This is a genomic window from Mesorhizobium sp. WSM4841, from assembly GCF_055811515.1.
The window spans coordinates 1-13,941 of record NZ_JBVVQC010000018.1 but is presented as its reverse complement, the minus strand read 5'-3'; the positions used below and the strand labels follow the sequence as shown (position 1 = coordinate 13,941).

At 62.5% G+C, this 13,941-nt stretch carries 16 protein-coding genes; 11 read left to right on the top strand and 5 right to left on the bottom strand.

Annotation, left to right across the window (positions count from 1 at the left end; all coding sequences use genetic code 11):
• The first annotated feature begins 248 nt into the window (after positions 1 to 248).
• The 4 genes from AC0L14_RS20735 (at position 249) to minE (ending at position 2,809) form a co-directional block, all read left to right on the top strand.
• Positions 249 to 692 (top strand): hypothetical protein, encoded by a 444-nt coding sequence (locus tag AC0L14_RS20735; RefSeq protein ID WP_473527831.1) that lies wholly within the window; start codon positions 249 to 251, stop codon positions 690 to 692.
• Positions 693 to 859: 167 nt separating this feature from the next.
• The gene (gene minC, locus AC0L14_RS20730; protein ID WP_473527830.1) at positions 860 to 1,621 is read left to right on the top strand and encodes a septum site-determining protein MinC; all 762 of its coding nucleotides are present in this window, start codon (positions 860 to 862) and stop codon (positions 1,619 to 1,621) included.
• Positions 1,622 to 1,724: 103 nt separating this feature from the next.
• Positions 1,725 to 2,540, top strand: a complete 816-nt coding sequence (gene minD, locus AC0L14_RS20725) for a septum site-determining protein MinD (RefSeq protein ID WP_095492283.1) — start codon at positions 1,725 to 1,727, stop codon at positions 2,538 to 2,540.
• A complete protein-coding gene (gene minE / locus AC0L14_RS20720) occupies positions 2,537 to 2,809 on the top strand; it encodes a cell division topological specificity factor MinE (protein ID WP_473750577.1) in 273 nt (90 codons plus the stop codon). The genes minD and minE overlap by 4 nt, the downstream gene beginning before the upstream one ends.
• A gap of 239 nt (positions 2,810 to 3,048) precedes the next feature.
• Here minE and AC0L14_RS20715 read toward each other — a convergent pair whose 3' ends face one another.
• Positions 3,049 to 3,900, bottom strand: coding sequence for a sulfotransferase family protein (locus AC0L14_RS20715; RefSeq protein ID WP_473750576.1), 852 nt, complete (start codon positions 3,898 to 3,900; stop codon positions 3,049 to 3,051).
• Positions 3,901 to 4,185: 285 nt separating this feature from the next.
• Between AC0L14_RS20715 and AC0L14_RS20710 the strand changes: the two genes are divergently transcribed.
• Positions 4,186 to 4,416, top strand: a complete 231-nt coding sequence (locus AC0L14_RS20710) for a hypothetical protein (protein ID WP_473750575.1) — start codon at positions 4,186 to 4,188, stop codon at positions 4,414 to 4,416.
• Between the two features lie 670 nt (positions 4,417 to 5,086).
• Here AC0L14_RS20710 and yghU read toward each other — a convergent pair.
• Entirely contained in the window at positions 5,087 to 5,953 is an 867-nt protein-coding gene (gene yghU / locus AC0L14_RS20705) for a glutathione-dependent disulfide-bond oxidoreductase (protein WP_473750574.1), read from the bottom strand.
• A 262-nt stretch (positions 5,954 to 6,215) separates the two neighbouring features.
• Between yghU and AC0L14_RS20700 the strand changes: the two genes are divergently transcribed.
• Both AC0L14_RS20700 and AC0L14_RS20695 read left to right on the top strand, forming a co-directional pair.
• Positions 6,216 to 7,118, top strand: a complete 903-nt coding sequence (locus tag AC0L14_RS20700; RefSeq protein WP_095492299.1) for a S1C family serine protease — start codon at positions 6,216 to 6,218, stop codon at positions 7,116 to 7,118.
• A 22-nt stretch (positions 7,119 to 7,140) separates the two neighbouring features.
• On the top strand, positions 7,141 to 8,088 hold the full coding sequence (locus AC0L14_RS20695; protein ID WP_473750572.1) for a LysR family transcriptional regulator: 948 nt from the start codon (positions 7,141 to 7,143) through the stop codon (positions 8,086 to 8,088).
• Here the strand turns inward: AC0L14_RS20695 and AC0L14_RS20690 are convergent.
• The gene (locus AC0L14_RS20690) at positions 8,039 to 8,770 is read right to left on the bottom strand and encodes an SDR family oxidoreductase (RefSeq protein WP_473488212.1); all 732 of its coding nucleotides are present in this window, start codon (positions 8,768 to 8,770) and stop codon (positions 8,039 to 8,041) included. The two genes, AC0L14_RS20695 and AC0L14_RS20690, sit on opposite strands and share 50 nt — an antisense overlap.
• Positions 8,771 to 8,885: 115 nt before the next feature.
• The gene (locus tag AC0L14_RS20685) at positions 8,886 to 9,497 is read right to left on the bottom strand and encodes a hypothetical protein (RefSeq protein WP_473750571.1); all 612 of its coding nucleotides are present in this window, start codon (positions 9,495 to 9,497) and stop codon (positions 8,886 to 8,888) included.
• 404 nt (positions 9,498 to 9,901) lie between these two features.
• Here AC0L14_RS20685 and AC0L14_RS20680 point away from each other — a divergent pair, with 404 nt between their 5' ends.
• Complete coding sequence (locus AC0L14_RS20680) at positions 9,902 to 10,501, top strand: YdeI/OmpD-associated family protein (RefSeq protein WP_473488231.1); 600 nt, start codon at positions 9,902 to 9,904, stop codon at positions 10,499 to 10,501.
• A gap of 75 nt (positions 10,502 to 10,576) precedes the next feature.
• On the opposite strand, the gene AC0L14_RS20675 is transcribed toward AC0L14_RS20680, so the two are convergent.
• On the bottom strand, positions 10,577 to 11,269 hold the full coding sequence (locus tag AC0L14_RS20675) for a winged helix-turn-helix transcriptional regulator (RefSeq protein ID WP_473527825.1): 693 nt from the start codon (positions 11,267 to 11,269) through the stop codon (positions 10,577 to 10,579).
• A gap of 178 nt (positions 11,270 to 11,447) precedes the next feature.
• Here AC0L14_RS20675 and AC0L14_RS20670 point away from each other — a divergent pair, with 178 nt between their 5' ends.
• The 3 genes from AC0L14_RS20670 (at position 11,448) to AC0L14_RS20660 (ending at position 13,868) form a co-directional block, all read left to right on the top strand.
• Positions 11,448 to 11,774: a DUF1330 domain-containing protein gene (locus AC0L14_RS20670; protein WP_473488209.1), complete on the top strand. Its 327-nt coding sequence runs from the start codon at positions 11,448 to 11,450 to the stop codon at positions 11,772 to 11,774.
• 135 nt (positions 11,775 to 11,909) lie between these two features.
• Positions 11,910 to 12,437: a hypothetical protein gene (locus AC0L14_RS20665; RefSeq protein ID WP_473527824.1), complete on the top strand. Its 528-nt coding sequence runs from the start codon at positions 11,910 to 11,912 to the stop codon at positions 12,435 to 12,437.
• A gap of 225 nt (positions 12,438 to 12,662) precedes the next feature.
• The gene (locus AC0L14_RS20660) at positions 12,663 to 13,868 is read left to right on the top strand and encodes an NAD-dependent formate dehydrogenase (RefSeq protein ID WP_473488207.1); all 1,206 of its coding nucleotides are present in this window, start codon (positions 12,663 to 12,665) and stop codon (positions 13,866 to 13,868) included.
• Positions 13,869 to 13,941: the final 73 nt, after the last annotated feature.

Here is a 13,941-nt window from a genome sequence, read left to right as displayed (position 1 = left end):
GGGGATGTTCAGGCATCTTGTGGGAAAGGGCAGGTAATTTCCAGCGCTGTCCGGCTGGCTGCTGACACGCTACCCCGCCACCACCACAGCGCGCGATCACCGCCGCCACCCCGGCGGAAGGACACCTACCGTGCGCAGCGGCGAACTCGCGGGCTCCGCTTACGCAACGGACGCCGACTGTGCGCGTTCTACCCATTAGCATAGCGATGTGACGGCTGGTCTCATGCGCTTATAATCGGAGGCAAATCATGATGTCTAAATTCAAAGAAGCCCTTGAGCGCGGGAAGGAAGCCCGTGAGCAAGAGGGGAAGGTCCGCAATGAGAAGGCCGAGGGAGGTGTGGTGGACTTCGGCGCGCAAGCCAGGGCCTGGCTAAACGACGTCGTTGTTGCCTCGTTGGAAGCGGCCAAGGCTGAGGTGGCGGGCGAGGTGACTGTCGACATGGACACCGCGCCACGCCGCCAAGCCAAAGCGTCAACACCATCCATTCGGTTCAAAGTCTACGGGAAGCGAGGAATGGAGAAGGAGCCAGTCGGAAGGACGTTCACGGTCAACGTTCAGCTGAGTGGGCAAGTGTCAGTCTCTTCGCCCGGGATGGTGGCGAGAGACGTGGGAAACATAGGGGATAGGACTGACGAGCGGTTCTCTGCCTTGCTTGCAGAACTGATCGAGGACGCAGCGAAGGGCACTTAGCCAGCAAGGTGTCGAGGAAGGGCAGGAATTCCAGCGCTGTCCGCTCGGCTGCTGACACCGTCGAGCCTGTCAGTAAATGGCTTCCTAATGTCGCGAACACCCCCTCCGTTAACCTTTCGTTAACCATGGCTGGCTAGCGTTTACCTATCAGTAAGGAATCGCTGTCCGTGACCTTCGCCGCCCCCGTCGAGACCAAATCCATTCGTTTTCGCGCCCGCTCCTTTGTCGCCTTCACGCTCACCCCGGAGGCGCCGCTTTCGGAGTGGCTGGAGAGCCTCGATCGCTGGATCGGCAATTCTCCCGGCTATTTCGCCGGCCGGCCGGTAGTGCTTAACCTCAACACGCTGAAGCCTGAGGTCCGTCAGATCGAAGCGCTGGTCGCCGAGCTTGGCCTGCGAGGCATCCGCATTTATGCCATCGAACTCGACGGCAGCACGGCGCTTGAGGCCAATCTGCCGCCGGTGCTGATCGGCGCGAAGGAGGCCACTGCCGGGCTGCTGATGCAGGCCGACGCCAAGGTCAGGCCAGAAGATGCGGGCAAGGCAGAAGAAGGCAAGGCGGAACAGGGCAAGCAGCCAGAAGACAGGCAGCCGGACGCGCCGGCCACACTGATGGTCAAGACGCCGATCCGCTCGGGCCAGTCGGTCTTTCATGCGCATGGCGACGTCATCGTGCTCGGCTCCGTCGCCTCCGGTTCCGAGATCGTCGCCGCCGGCTCCATCCATGTCTACGGCACGCTGCGCGGGCGGGCGTCGGCCGGCGTGCTCGGCCATTCGGCGGCGCGCATCTTCTGCCGCAAAAACGAGGCCGAGCTGCTGTCGGTCGACGGCTGGTATTGCACCGCCGAGGAGATGGAGCCGTCCTTGCGTGGAAAAGCCGTCCAGGCATTTCTCGAAAAAGACACGCTGCGCATCGCGCCGTTCAGCTAATGCAGTCGCCCGAAAGTACGCAGCGGTTTTTGAATAAAAACAAAGACTTAATCGCATCGCATAATTCAGACGCTTAACAATACCAACAATAATGGAGGCATAGATGGGCAAGGTAGTGGTGGTCACCTCCGGCAAGGGGGGCGTCGGCAAGACGACCTCGACGGCCGCCCTTGGCGCTGCGGTCGCGAGAACCGGCAAGAAGGTGGCTCTGGTCGACTTCGACGTCGGCTTAAGGAATCTCGATCTGATCATGGGCGCCGAGCGGCGGGTGGTGTTCGATCTGGTCAACGTCATCCAGGGAACGGCCAAGCTCTCGCAGGCGCTGATCCGCGACAAGCGGGTCGAGACGCTGTTCCTGCTGCCGGCCTCGCAGACGCGCGACAAGGATGCGCTGACCGAGGAGGGCGTCGGCGAGGTGATCGACAAGCTGCGCTCGGTGTTCGACTACGTCTTCTGCGACAGCCCGGCCGGCATCGAGCGCGGCGCGCAGCTCGCCATGCGCTTTGCCGACGAGGCGGTCATCGTCACCAACCCGGAAGTCAGCTCGGTGCGCGATTCCGATCGCATCATCGGCCTGCTCGATGCCAGGACCGTCAAGGCCGAGCGGGGCGAGCAGATCGCCAAGCACGTGCTGGTGACGCGCTATGATGCGGCGCGCGCGGCACGCGGCGAAATGCTCTCGATCGACGACGTTCTGGAGATCCTGTCGACGCCGCTGCTGGGGATCATTCCCGAGAGCCAGGACGTGCTCAAGGCCTCCAACCTCGGGTCGCCGGTGACGCTCAGCGATCCCACGAATTCCGCCGCCCGCGCCTATATCGAGGCGGCCAAACGGCTCGAGGGCGAGGACCTGCCGGTCGTCGTGCCGTTCGAGCGCAAGGGCTTTCTCGACCGGCTTTTTGGAAGGAGGGCAGCATGAGCCTGTTAGACCTCTTCAAGCGGCGCGGCAGCGCGCCGGTGGCGCGCGAGCGGCTGCAGGTGCTGCTCGCCTATGAGCGCCGCAACCGCAGCCAGCCCGATCTCGTCTCGGTGCTGCGCGAGGAGATCATGGCCGTCATCGCCAGGCATGTGCAGATCGACCAGGATTTTCTCCAGGTCTCGATGGATCGCGGCGAGACGATGTCGACGCTGGAAATCGACATCCAGATCCCCAACAAGAGCGCAAGGCCGCTGGCCATGTCGGCCTGAGCGGCAGTGTTGCGGCCAGAGAAGCGCCGGAAACTGGCTCCATGAGTTGAGCGCGGCTGGCCAGCGCTGGTGGGTTTTACCCAGGGCAATCCCTTCCGCTTTGCGCTGCCCCTCATCTGCCTGCCGGCATCTTCTCCCCGTATAGTGACGGGGAGAAGATGCTGGCCGCAACCTCGGCACGTTTTCTGCAACGCTGGAGACTGGCGAAATCCTCGCCGAAGGTGTCTTTCTCCCCGTCACTATACGGGGAGAAATGCCCGGCAGGGCAATGAGGGGCGGCGCCGACATCGACAGTGGTCATCCCAACACCCGGTTTGTCTGAAGCGATTGCCTGGCGTGATCTCCTGGCCACTACCCCAGCCACCACAAAACCCCGCCCAGCACCGCCACCCCCCCGCGATCGACAGCCCGAGCATGATGTAGGATCCCTTGATGACGTCGCGGATCACCTTCTTGACGCTTGAGCGGTCATTGAGGTTCGGGAACGGCTCCTGCGGTTCCGCCACGCCGAGAAAGCGGCACAACGGCCCCAAGCCTTCGGTCACCCTGAACACCAGGAGCTTTTCCGGCGGAACGGCTGCCTTCACCTCCTCGGTGTAGGCGTTGTAGCGTGCGATCGCCCGCTCGCGGTCGTCCATCACGCCGGCCAGCACGCGGCCCCAGATCAGCTTGCGCGACATGTCGCCGAATTTTCGGCCGAACGGCGTCAGCCACTCCAAAATCTTGAACTGCCAGAGATTCTCGGTGAAGTAGATCGTGTCGATCGTGCTGTCGTACCAGCCTTCGGCACCGCGCGGGTGGAGCGTCAGCAGCACCTTGGCGTCAGGGTATTCGGCCAGCAGCTCCCGCCACACGCAGCAGCCGGGATTGTCGACCGTCGCCGTGTAGTTGGCAAACACCCGGTCCCAGTCGAGCGGCGTGCCAGGCTTGCTGTTCGCTACCTTGCGCCAGAAGTCGAGGTGGCCCTTGTTGGCCTTGTTGAGGATCACTTCCTGCATGTGATAGCAGGGGAGGCCGAGCCTGTTCAGCGCGGCAAAGGTCGACCATGTGCCCGTGCGTCCGAACCCCGCGCCGATTACCTTGAGCGCCATGCATTCTCCCTGGACTGATCTTCTTGTTTTGTCGCAGTCCGTAGCGCCTACGTTGCGCCCGGAGCGCCCGGCACGCAACAAATTTCCATCGTGCCTTCCCTCACCAGATCAGCTCTTTTGAATGGACAGCATCAGCCACGAAGCGTCTCAACCATAGGATGCATTAATCATGCACACACTTCTGATCCATTTGCCACTTGCGCAACCATTGAAAGGGTGAAAACGTTGGTGTGGGGTAAATGGGCAAGGGTGGTCGTCGCGGCTGTTAGAAGCTCCGGGACGGCCGTGAAAAACGATGAATTTTCCACAGTTCCTGGTGGGGATGGCCACCGCGTCACTCGTCGTGGCGCTCTCGACTTTTTTGGCAACGGGTTCGATCTGGAAGGCGCTGGGCTGGACGGTTCTTACCTTGATCGTTTCGCAGGTTGGATATTTTGTGTTGGTCATCCGGCTGATCTATGGAACCGGGCGAAAGACACACAGGTAATCCGCGACCCGCGAGTGCTGGACCATTGAGACGGTCTGCGGTTTCGAGATCCAGGTCAGGCCAGCACCAATATCAACATGCCTAGACCATAATGTTTATAAGATAGACAGCATGGTCTAAGCCGTTTGAAAGCGGACTTGTTCGGTTCTGGGAATGTGCATTGGACGTTCCGTTACTTTAGCCAACCAGTATATATTTGCGGATACATATGCCTGGATTGGGCAGCGCGGAAGCCTGCCTGCGGCTTGTGCAATCCTGAACTCCCAAGTGCTTCCTGCCTCTATCGATGCTGCTCGGTTGAGGCTAAGGTTTGTTGAGATTCAGGCTGACCGTAGGGGCCAGCACTGGATCGCTGCACTTCTCGGTCACCGTAACGGCATGGATCCTAGGTCTGCGCTCCGCTTCGCGTTCGCTTCGCCCCAGGATGACGAACGGGGAGTGTCGTTTCAGCCAATCCTAGAGGTTTGCGCTTGGCATCAACCGCCACCGCTACGCGGCGACGCAATTGCCAATTTTCACCATCAGCGATTGGCCTCAAGCCACCATGCCTTCGTCATCCTAGGGCGGAGCAGGAGCGAAGCGACGTGGCGGAGACCCTAGGATCCATGCCGTTACAGTGGTCGAGTTGAACAGCAGCGCAGCAAGTGACCGTCCCTCCGGACGCCGGAACCCTCCGGCGCCACGCGTCATCTGCTCAGCTCACTCCGCCGCCAGCTTGTCCTGCGTCTTGGTGTCGAAATCGCTGGCGTCGTGGCGCTCGTGCAGCTGCATCGCCGGCTCGCCGAAGGTGCGGTTGACCATGCGCCCGCGCTGCACCGCCGGCCGCGCGTCGATCGCGTCGGCCCAGCGCTGCACGTGTCTGTACTCCGTGACCGACAGGAACTCGCCGGCATCGTTATACATGCGGCCCTTGGCCAGCCCGCCATACCAGGGCCACACGGCGATATCGGCAATCGTGTAGGCGTCGCCGCCGAGATATTCGCTTTCAGCGAGGCGCCGGTCGAGCACGTCCATCTGGCGCTTGGTCTCCATGGCGAAGCGGTCGATGGCATATTCGATCTTTTCCGGCGCATAGGTATAGAAATGGCCGAAGCCGCCGCCGAGATAGGGCGCCGAGCCCATCTGCCAGAACAGCCACGACAGGGTTTCTGCGCGCGCCGGCTGCTCGGCCGGCAGGAATTCGCCGAATTTTTCGGCCAGATGCACCAGGATCGAGCCGGATTCGAAGACGCGGATCGGCTTTGGCCCGCTGCGGTCCATCAGCGCCGGGATCTTGGAGTTGGGGTTGACCTCGACGAAGCCGCTGCCGAACTGGTCGCCGTCGTTGATCCTGATCAGCCAGGCGTCATATTCGGCGCCTTTGTGGCCGAGCGCCAAGAGCTCCTCCAGCATGATCGTCACCTTGACGCCGTTCGGTGTCGCCTGCGAGTAAAGCTGCAGCGGATGCTTGCCGACCGGCAACTCCCTGTCATGCGTCGGGCCCGCGATCGGCCGGTTGATGCTGGCGAAGGCGCCGCCATTTTCCTTGTTCCAGGTCCATACTTTCGGCGGTGTGTATTGGTTCATCTCGGGAGGCCTTGTGATGTCAGCGGGGAGGGTCAGCTTGCGCATGGAAGCGGGAGATTCGTCGGGCAGGTTCATCTACACATAGATATAGGTAGTTCGGGCAGCAGGAAGTTCAACTTATATTGAACTATTGTCGAGGCCGCATGCCGATTCTCCCAGGGGAGAAGGGCTCACCGATGCCCTTGCGCCTCGTCACGTGCGCCATACCTATAGGGATATCGGGCCTTTGCCGGCCCACGCATCGCTTACCGGGATTGAGAGCATGACCATCGATACGATTTTGCGGTCCATCGTGGCGGTGCGCGCCTCGATCCCGGACGATGCCTTCACCGCCAATGCGCTGGGCACGAGCCGGGAAGGCAGCGGCGTGGTCATTCGCGATAACGGGCTGGTGCTCACCATCGGCTATCTCATCACCGAGGCGGAAGAAGTCTGGCTGACCGACCACAACGGGCGCGTGGTTCCCGCGCACGCGCTCGCCTACGACCAGGAATCGGGCTTCGGCCTGGTGCAGGCGCTGGCGCCGCTCGGCCTGCCTGCGGTGGCCTTTGGCGACGCGGCCAGGGCGATGGCCGGCGACCCCGTGGTGCTCGCCGACGGCATCGGCCAGGCGGTCAGCGCGCATATCGTCACCAAGCAGGAATTCGCCGGCTATTGGGAGTATCTCCTGGACGAAGCGATCTTCACCGCGCCCGCCCATCCGTCATGGGGAGGTGCGGCACTTATCGGGCAGGATGGCAGGCTGCTCGGCATCGGTTCGCTGCGCCTGCAGATGAGCCGCGCCGGCGAGATCGCCGATATCAACATGGTGGTGCCGATCGACCTTCTGCCGCCCATTCTCGACGATCTCCTGACACGCGGCCAGGTTGCCAAGCCACCGCGCCCATGGCTCGGAGCCTTCTCCGCCGAAAGCAATGGCGAGGTTGTGGTGATGAGCGTCGCCGAAGGCAGCCCGGCCGCAGAAGCCGGCCTGCGCCAGGGCGACATCATCTCGGATGTCCGCGACGGCGAAGTCGACGGGCTCGCCGATTTCTACCGCAAGTTGTGGCAGAACCCGGCGGGCGCCGAGATCCCGTTGCGGGTTGTGCGCGACGGCCGCGAAACCTGGCTGCGCGTCAAGTCGGCCGACCGCAACAGCTTTCTCAAGAAACCGCAGCTGCAGTGAAGCAGTCGATTCGGGTCACCTGATGCATCCAAGACTGCTCAAGACATTCCTCGCGGTTGCGCGGTGTCGAAACATCACCCGTGCGGCCGAGGAGATCCACCTCGCGCAATCGAGCGTGAGCGATCAGATCCAGACGCTTGAAACCGAGCTTGGCACGGCCCTGTTCACGCGGTCGAGGCAAGGCCTGCAACTGACGCTGGCAGGCGACACGCTGAAGCCCTACGCCGAAGAGATTCTGATGCTGGCCGAAGAGGCACGGGCTGCCGTGGACGCCAGTGCCGGACACGCTGCCGGATCAATGACGATCGGCGCGCTGGAGACGATCGCCTCGGCGAAGCTTGCGCAATGGCTTCCGGATTTCCAGGCCTCACATCCCGACATCAATCTTCGGCTGAAGGTCGCGGGCAGCGGCGATCTGCTGCGGAAGCTGGAAGACGACGAGATCGATGTCGCCTTCTGCTTCGACAGGGATGGTTTCGAGAAGGGCGCCCTCGACGAACGCCTCGCCAGGCGGACTATTTCGGTGGAACCATTGATCCTTGTCGTCCCACCGGGGGAGGCAGCGATGAGAGGCGACCTTGCGGCACTCGGCAGCATGCGCTTCGTGGTCACCGAAGCTGGATGCGTCTATCGCCACCTGTTCGACAAGGCTTTTGCCGAGGCAGGCCTTGCATCGCCAAAGCTTGCCGCCGAAGTCGGCAGCATCGACACGATCGCGCGCCTGGTGTCGGCTGGTGCTGGCCTTGGTCTGGTTCCTCGTCTGGCGGTGGTCGACGCGCTCGATCGTGGCGAGATCATCGAAATGCCCTGGCCGGGTGCGGTCCGGACGGCATGCCTCGTCATGATCTGGCGCCGCAGGCGGGTCCAGCCACCAGCGTTGAAACTGCTGCTGGCGGCCGCGGGCGACAAATTCGCGCCGATCAGACCAGCCGGTGCCCACCCTCGACATGCAGTGTCGTCCCTGTCGTGAAAGCGTTGCCTATCAAAAAGCAGATAGCGTCGGCGATATCGTCCGGTTGTCCGACCCGCCCAACCGGCAGCCGGTCTGCCATCGCACTCAGCGTGTCATCCTTCTTGTCGCCGGCAACGAAATTCCAGATCGGCGTGTCGACCCAGCCAGGCGACACCGCGTTGACCCGGATGGGCGCCAGTTCGATGGCGAGCGCCCGCACGAGCCCCTCCAGCGCCGCGTTGACGGCGGCGACGACCGAGCCTCGCGCCGCCGGCCGGTAGGCCGCAATGCCGGACGTGAAGGTGAGGGAGCCCGTGGCTGAGAGCATCGGCGCGCCATGTTTGGCCAAGAGCAACGGCCCGTAGAACTTGCTTTCAACGACCCTCTGGGCCGCCTTCAGCTCGAGCGCGGGCAACAGCTCATAGGCGCCTTCGATATCGGCTGCGGTGCTGACGATATGGTCGAGCCGGCCGATCCGTCTGAACAAAGCGGCGACCTGGTCCTCCCTGGCGATATCGACCGCGACGGTGTTCAGCGCGGCAGGGTTGCCCAACTCCTCGCGGGCGCACTTCAGCCGGTCCTCATTGCGCCCGGCGATGACGACCTTGGCGCCAGCCGCGAGACACCGCCTTGCCAGCGCCAGACCCATTCCCGAGCTGCCGCCGACGACCAGAACTTTGCTGTTTGTCATATCCGCCATCCTTCGTTTCCACAGACGACCACTTCGGCGGGTAAGTCGCAGGCCTGGGCTCGAAGTGGAAACGGAAGAAATCGATAGTGCCATCGGAAAATCCGATGCACGACGGGACGCTGCCTCACTCGCCGCAGGCGCTGAAGCCGGTTCCGGGGTTCCACTCCGCGAAGGGGATGATTTTCCCTTCGACAGACACCGTCGCGTGCTCGGTGGTGCCGTCCGGCCGCATCTTGCTGCTTTTGCCCTTGCCGGTCAAAACATTGTAGTCGCAGTCACTTGCGACATTGTCCTCAAGGTAGTCGTGATAGTCATAGGCAAAGCCGGCGACGATGAAGGCGCCGTCGCGGTAAGTGAGCGTCAGCGTCTGGTTGGTCCGCTTGCTGCCGACCGGCATTGCCGGCAGATACAGTTTGATCGAGCCGTTGGGCAGTGCGGTCAGCTCCGGCTCGGTGTCGGAAGCCTCGTAGCCCGGCCTGTCGTGACCGTTCCACTCCCCGTAGATCTGCTCACGCACGATGCCGGCAGGTTTGAGAAAATTGGCCTCGCGGTCCCTGAGGAAGAAGTACATGTCCATCGGGTCGCTGGGCTTGGTCTCGACGATCATCACCAGATCGACGGCGCCGTCGCCATTCCAGTCGCCGGTCAGCGCGGTGATGACCTTCTGGGTTTCGATCGGTTCCGCCAGGGCCATGGTTGGCGCCAGCAGCATCAGGCCGAACATCATTGCTCGCATGGCAATATCCCCCAGTTGACGCCCGCCGTGTCTAGAGCGGGACCGTCGCCGGGTTATTACATCACGATGCGAAGGTCCGCCATGGGCGCCGCGGGACAGCGACGCTGCCAATCTCCCCCCTCGTGGGGGAGATGCCCGGCAGGGCAGAGGGGGGCGCTGTCCCGCCGGCCTTCAACCCTTTGCAACTGCACCTCATGTCAATTCTCGGTTGGTCATGAGGTAACGAGACGATGGCGATCCTTCGCGCCCCCCTCTGTCCTGCCGGACATCTCCCCCACAAGGGGGGAGATTGGCAGCTTCGCTGTCCCGCCAGCCTTGCAACAAGGCCACTGTTGCTCCATTCGATCGGAGCTGAGCGCGACAAGGAGGAAACCGATGACGACCGCAAAAAGGCAGGCCCGCTGATGGCGCCGGTTAAGGTCGATCCCGCCAAGGTGCGCGAATTCGGGGATGCCGAAAGCTTCTACACCTGGCTCGGCCAGCACCACGACACCGAGACAGAAGTCTGGATCAAGATCCACAAGGTCGGTTCGGGGCTGCCTTCGATCACGCCCAAGGAGGCTATCGACGTCGTGCTGTGCTGGGGCTGGATCGATGCCGTGCGCAAGGGGCTCGACGACAAGAGCTATTTGCAGCGCTACACGCCGCGCGGCAGGAAGAGCACATGGAGCCAGATCAACGTCGACAACGTCGCCCGGCTGATCGAGGAGGGCCGGATGACCGAGCATGGGCTCAAACAAGTCGAGGCGGCGAAGGCCGACGGCCGCTGGGCGCGCGCCTATGGAAGCGGCAAGGACATGAAAATCCCCGACGATCTCCAGGCGGCAATAGACGGCGAGCCCAAGGCCAAGGCGATGCTGGCAACGCTCAGCGCGCAAAACCGTTTCGCGCTCGCCTTCCGCATCCATAACATGAAGACCGAAGCCGGCCGCAAGAAGAAGATCGCAGCGTTCGTCGAGATGCTGAAGCGCGGCGAGACGATCTACCCGCAAGGGAAGAACTAGCTTATTGGCGATTAGGCGCCGCCTGCCCGATGGACCGCCTGATAGCGCACGGTCACCGGGGAGCAATCGCCGCCGTCAGGCCGCTCGCTTCGGTTCGATCGCAAACGGGCTGAGCCCCAGCCAGGCCTGCATCTTCCTTGCGATGTCCTGGTTGCCTGTCAAGGCGAGCTTCGCTCCGGCCCGCTCGACCGTGATCAGCCCCATCCAGATTTCGGTCATCGTGTGCAGGTCGGTCGAGACGTACAGGTCGACATCGAACCCCGGATCGTACCAGCACAGATCGACCTCGCCGTGCTTTTCGATGATCAGCCACCACGAGCGCTTGGACGCCGGTAGCTCCTGATACAGAAATTGTATCACTGTTCGCCCGTCTGGCAGCGGGGAGGGGTTCAGATTGCGCCGCATATCCCACATCAGCAGCGAAGGATCGAGGTTTTTCAGGGATAGCCGGGACTCGACCCATTTCTGCCCCCAGAAACCCATCGCATCGACGACGGAACGCAAATCTCTGCCCGCCTCCGTCATCTGGTATTCGAAGATGCCCTTCTCGCTGCGCACCTCCTTGCGCTCGACGATCCCCGCCAGCTCGAGTTCCTTGAGCCGTTGCGACAGAAGGGTCGGCGACATTTTGGGGACGCCGCGGCGCAAGTCGTTGAAGCGGGTCGATCCCGCCACCAGTTCGCGAAGCAGCACCATGGTCCAGCGGGTGCACAGCACCTCGGCGGCCATCGACAGCGGGCAGAACTGTTTGTATCCGGACTGGGCCATGATTGCGGTCTCTCCCTCCAACTAGGCCCGGACCATAGGCCTTCCCTGACAGCGCGGCGAGTACAGAAACTGTATCAGCCCAGTTCAGTTCGCGGACTGGCTGGCGCGGGCCTTGTCATGCGAGCCCTTTGGCCGGTGCACGGGATAGCCCTGTGCGCCTAACCAGGAGACATGACCCATGACCGCTTACATCATTGCAGACATCAAGGTGAAGGACCCGCAGTGGATGCCGGCCTACGCCGCTTCAGTCCACGACCTCGTTCACAATCATGGCGGCAGATACCTGTCGCGCAGCGGCAATGTGAAGACGCTCGAAGGCAAGCCGCTCGACACGACCCTGATTGCCTTAATGGCGTTTCCATCCGAGGCGGCGGCTCGCGCCTTCACCAACGATCCTGCCTACGCGTCCTTCGTGTCGGCCCGTCAGCGCGGCAGTGACAGCCGTTTCCAGTTGATCGACGACACCGATCTGGCTGGCACGATTTCCTATCTGCCGAAGGGATGACGAGCTTTGCGGGACGACGAGCTTTGCCGGCATTCGATGCGTCGAATTCCGAACCAACCAGCAAGAAGAAGTCGCAGGTTTTTCCGGCCAAATTCAGGCCAGGCTCTGTGCTTTGATCACAAGAACGGAATGAATATGACAAACTATCTTTGCAATAAGCTTCTCATGGCCGGCGCCGTCCTGTCGGTCTGCACCGCATTCGCGCAGGCTCATCAGGAGGCCGGTACGTTGCCTGGCGCCAATCCGCTGGCCGACAAGGTGCGTGCCGCCGACAGCCGTTTTCTCGATGTTTCGGTCGCCGTCGCCGAGGGCTATTCGCCCATTCCCTGCGCCAGCGGCATCACCGGCGGCGCCATGGGCATCCACTATGTCAACGCCGAATACTTGAAGAACGACAAGATCGATCTCGCCCGCCCTGAAGCCGTCATGTACGAACCGATGGCCGATGGAACGCTGAAGCTGGTGGCGGTCGAGTATATCACCTCGAAAGGCCCGGCCTCGCTGGACGGGCATCTGTTCAACTTCAACGGCGCGCCCAATCGCTACGGCCTGGGTGCTTTCTACGAACTGCATGTCTGGGCCTGGAAGGGCAACCCGACCGGCACTTTCGCCGACATGAACCCGAACGTGTCGTGCGACCCGACGGTCGCCCCAAGCCAGTAGGCGGTCAGGCCGGGCGGCGCTACTGCCGCCTGGCCGTTCGGTCTCCTCCCGCTGGCCTTGAAGCCACGTCCGGCTCCTCCATTTAGTTCGCAATAGCGCAACTTTCCGAGGAAGCGCCAGGAGTTGCTGGCCTCCGACAAACCAGAGTGGCCGCCCGTTCGGTTTTGGCGGGCAGCCTTAACAATCGAGCGTCTTCCTCGTTGTCAGACGAAGGGAGAACCAAAAATGGCAAAGGTCGTTTGCGTCCTCTATGACGATCCGGTTGACGGTTACCCGTCAAATTACGCACGGGATGGGCTGCCAAAGCTCGACCGCTATCCCGGCGGCCAGACGCTTCCCACGCCGAAGGCCATCGACTTCGAACCGGGCGTTCTGCTCGGCAGCGTGTCGGGCGAACTCGGCCTGCGGCCATATCTGGAAAGCGCCGGGCACAGCCTGGTCGTGACCTCGGACAAGGACGGTCCCGACAGCGTTTTCGAACGCGAGCTCGGTGACGCCGAAATCGTCATCTCGCAGCCGTTCTGGCCGGCCTATCTGACCAAGGAACGGATCGCCAAGGCAAACCAACTGAAGCTTGCGATCACCGCCGGCATCGGGTCCGATCATGTCGATCTGCAGGCCGCGATGGACCGCGGCATCACCGTCGCCGAGGTGACCTACTGCAACTCGATCAGCGTGTCCGAGCATGTGGTGATGATGATCCTGGCGCTGGTGCGAAACTACATCCCCTCCTACCAGTGGGTCATCAAGGGCGGCTGGAATATCGCCGACTGTGTCGCGCGCTCCTATGATGTCGAAGGCATGCAGATCGGAACCGTCGGCGCCGGCCGTATCGGCAGCGCGGTGCTGCGCCGGCTGCGGCCGTTCGACGTCACACTGCACTACACCGACCGCCACCGCCTGCCCGAGGCAGTCGAGAAGGACCTCGGCGTCACCTTCCACCCAGACGCCGCGTCCATGGTCGGCATCTGCGACGTGGTGACAATCAATGCCCCGCTGCATCCGGAGACGGAAAACCTGTTCGACGAGGCGATGATCGCCAGGATGAAACGCGGCGCCTATCTGGTGAACACGGCGCGCGGCAAGATCTGCAATCGCGACGCCGTCGCCCGGGCGCTGGAGAGCGGCCAGCTCGCAGGCTATGCCGGCGATGTCTGGTTCCCGCAGCCGGCTCCCAAGGATCATCCGTGGCGATCGATGCCACATCACGGCATGACACCGCATATCTCGGGATCGTCGCTCTCGGCCCAGGCACGCTATGCCGCCGGCACGCGCGAAATCCTGGAGTGCTGGTTCGAAGGCCGGCCGATCCGCGAGGACTACCTGATCGTCGACGGCGGCAAGCTGGCCGGTGCCGGCGCGCATTCCTATAGTGCGGGCGACGCCACAAGCGGTTCGGAAGAGGCGGCGCGCTTCAAGGCCAAGGCGTGATCCGACAGAAGTTTGAGGCATTTGCCCGGCGCGTACCCCCCACCCTAACCCTCCCCACAAGGGGGAGGGTTAG

Coding starts and splice junctions, on each gene's coding strand:
- AC0L14_RS20735 (WP_473527831.1), top strand. CDS start 249: ATGATGTCTAAATTCAAAGAAGCCCTTGAGCGCGGGAAGGAAGCCCGT.
- minD (WP_095492283.1), top strand. CDS start 1,725: ATGGGCAAGGTAGTGGTGGTCACCTCCGGCAAGGGGGGCGTCGGCAAG.
- minE (WP_473750577.1), top strand. CDS start 2,537: ATGAGCCTGTTAGACCTCTTCAAGCGGCGCGGCAGCGCGCCGGTGGCG.
- AC0L14_RS20715 (WP_473750576.1), bottom strand. CDS start 3,900: ATGGCGCTCAAGGTAATCGGCGCGGGGTTCGGACGCACGGGCACATGG.
- yghU (WP_473750574.1), bottom strand. CDS start 5,953: ATGAACCAATACACACCGCCGAAAGTATGGACCTGGAACAAGGAAAAT.
- AC0L14_RS20700 (WP_095492299.1), top strand. CDS start 6,216: ATGACCATCGATACGATTTTGCGGTCCATCGTGGCGGTGCGCGCCTCG.
- AC0L14_RS20695 (WP_473750572.1), top strand. CDS start 7,141: ATGCATCCAAGACTGCTCAAGACATTCCTCGCGGTTGCGCGGTGTCGA.
- AC0L14_RS20690 (WP_473488212.1), bottom strand. CDS start 8,770: ATGGCGGATATGACAAACAGCAAAGTTCTGGTCGTCGGCGGCAGCTCG.
- AC0L14_RS20685 (WP_473750571.1), bottom strand. CDS start 9,497: ATGCGAGCAATGATGTTCGGCCTGATGCTGCTGGCGCCAACCATGGCC.
- AC0L14_RS20680 (WP_473488231.1), top strand. CDS start 9,902: ATGGCGCCGGTTAAGGTCGATCCCGCCAAGGTGCGCGAATTCGGGGAT.
- AC0L14_RS20675 (WP_473527825.1), bottom strand. CDS start 11,269: ATGGCCCAGTCCGGATACAAACAGTTCTGCCCGCTGTCGATGGCCGCC.
- AC0L14_RS20670 (WP_473488209.1), top strand. CDS start 11,448: ATGACCGCTTACATCATTGCAGACATCAAGGTGAAGGACCCGCAGTGG.
- AC0L14_RS20665 (WP_473527824.1), top strand. CDS start 11,910: ATGACAAACTATCTTTGCAATAAGCTTCTCATGGCCGGCGCCGTCCTG.
- AC0L14_RS20660 (WP_473488207.1), top strand. CDS start 12,663: ATGGCAAAGGTCGTTTGCGTCCTCTATGACGATCCGGTTGACGGTTAC.